Below are 2,411 nucleotides of genomic sequence, written 5' to 3'. Positions count from 1 at the left end.
ACACACCCGCAGCAAGCCCCGCACCGCAACAGCAACTCAGCACACACCCGCAGCAAGCCCCGCACCGCAACAGCAACTCAGCACACACCGCAACAAGGCCCGCACCCGCAACTCAGCACACACCCGCAAATCAGCGCCCGAGGCGGCGTTCGCTACACCCGCCGTACCCCGGCCCCCGCCCCCAGCGCCCCCCGCTGCGGCGCGATGCCCGCCGGTACGGCGCGCTGGCGGGCCGGGGTGCCCGTCCAGCAGGTGCCGCGGCGGGACAGCAGGCGGCGGAGCCACAGTTCCAGGGAGACCAGGTCGGCGAGGCCGTCCAGGGGGAGGGGTTCGCCGGCCGCCGCGGAGCGCAGGGCCTTGCGGACCACTCGGGCCTCGACCAGGCCCGCCTCCGCCAGCAGCGGCGTGTCGAACAGGGCGACCAGGGAGTCCGCCGCCACCCTCAGGCCCATACGCGCCGCGGCCGCCGCCGTCGCCTGGGTCGGGGCGCCCCACCCGGGCGGCAGGTCCCGGACGCCGGCCCCTTCCAGCACCGTGCGCAGTATGGCCGCCCGCGCTCCCGGCCGTACCCGCAAGGCCTCGGGCAGCGCCCGGGCCGCGCGCACGACCTGGTTGTCGAGGAACGGCGCGTGCAGCCGCTGGAAACGGATCTCCGCGGCCTGCTCCAGCACCCGCAGGTCCGCCGCATACCGCGCCAGCACCGCACGCGCGCGGAAGTCACCCGGCCGCTGTCCCGGCCCCACCAGCTCCGACCGGTGCGTCGCCGCCTGAAGGCGAACCGATACTTCAGCGAGCGCCTCACCGGTCAGCCAGCGCGCCGCCGGTCCGGGTCTGCCCCAGGTCAGCGCGGCGAGCGAGGCCTCCACCGCACCCCCGGGCGCGTCCGGACCGTCGTCCGTACGGTGGTCGAGCAGGCGCTCGGCCAGCGATTCCAGCCCCGCCCGGTACGGCGTACGGGACAGCCGTCGCGCCGCCGCGTACACGCGCGCGGGGACCAGCACCGAGCCGTCCGTCCTGGCCAGCGCGGCGACGGGCCGCACCAGGTGGCGCCGCTTGCGGTCCATCAACAGGTCGGCCAGACGCGCCGGATGGGCGTCCAGGACCTGGCGCGCACCGTAGCCCGTGAAGTGGTCCGCGCTGCCGGCCGCGAGCCGCGCCCGGTGCCGGGCCGCCGTCACCAGGGACGCGCCCGGTTCGTCCGTCAGCGGGCCGTCCAGGTCGGCGTACGGGAGGGTCTCCTCGCCACCGGCCACGACGACATGGTGCAGACGCGGGTTCGCGGCCAGCGCGCCTGCCCGCTCCAGCTCGGCCTCCCGCCCCGCGACGGCCAGGTCGTTGAACGTGACCGCCAGCAGCCGCTCGCCCGCGCCCGTGCCGTGCCCCAGCACCGTGCCCGGCATTCCGGGAAGCCCCGCGGCCAGCAGCGCCAGCGTCCCCGAGGCCGGTCCGCCGGACAGGTCCGCCCCGATCCCGGGCACCGGCATCCCGCGCGCGGCACGCCGCTCGGCGGGCCCCATGCCGGGCACGGGCCCGGGGTCGATGTCCGCCCCGGGGACGTGCCGCGGCGCGGACAGCCGTGTGCGTACGGCCTCCACGAGCGCGTCGCGCACGGCGTCGACCGCGCTGTCGGGATCGGCGGAAGGCGCCGCCACCGCCAGCGAGGCGACCGGTTCGTACCCGGCGATCTCGCGTGCCCCGGCGCGCAGGATCAGCGCATGCCCCGGCGGAATGCGCTTCACGCCGTCGTACGGCGTGGAGTCGTGAAGCGCCGCGGGCACGTCGGGGGCGGCCAGCAGCGCGGCGAGGTGCCCGAAGTCGAGGTTGGCCTCGATGAGGTCGGCCAGCGGCAGCGCGGCCGTCGCATACGCCGTGCCGCCGGCCCAGGGGGTGTAGAACACCGGCCGCGCGCCCGCGAGGTCGCCGCAGACGGTGATACGGCGGCCCACCTGCACGATCGCGGTGTAGCTCCCCGGCCAGGCGGTCAGATGCCGAAGTGCCCCGCCGCGCGCGGCGAACAGCGCGACGCGCAGCTGCKCGTCGGTGGCACCGCAGATGCCGAGGACGGCGATGCGCGTCCGGTCGTCGGCCTTCACCACCCGCACCTCGTCGGGGCGCCAGTCACCGACCGCCCACAGCGGATCGGGGTCGCCCCACAGGAGTTGGGAGCCCACCGGATGCAGGGTCTCGCCGTCGGGTCCCGTGGCCCCCGCCGAGCCGGCAGCGACGGCTCCCGCGGCGGTGCTGCTCCATCCCACCAACCACCGCATCGCCGCCTCCACAGGCTGTGGACAACCAGTGCACCGTACGAACCGGTTCACCATGCTGCCATGAAGGAAGCGTTCCAGAGTGTGCCCGCGCCGCTTGCGCTCCGCCGAACGCGCCCCGGCGGAGCCACCCACACCGCCCGGAAC

General features: G+C 76.2%; 1 protein-coding gene. It reads right to left on the bottom strand.

Annotated elements, in window-relative coordinates; translation table 11 throughout:
* Positions 1–152 precede the first annotated feature (152 nt).
* On the bottom strand, positions 153–2,267 hold the full coding sequence (locus CA983_RS42770; protein ID WP_086606008.1) for an asparagine synthase-related protein: 2,115 nt from the start codon (positions 2,265–2,267) through the stop codon (positions 153–155).
* Positions 2,268–2,411 lie beyond the last annotated feature (144 nt).

Source organism: Streptomyces swartbergensis (assembly GCF_002148965.1).
Classification (GTDB): Bacteria; Actinomycetota; Actinomycetes; order Streptomycetales; family Streptomycetaceae; genus Streptomyces; species Streptomyces swartbergensis.
This window is presented reverse-complemented; position numbering and strand designations above follow the sequence as displayed.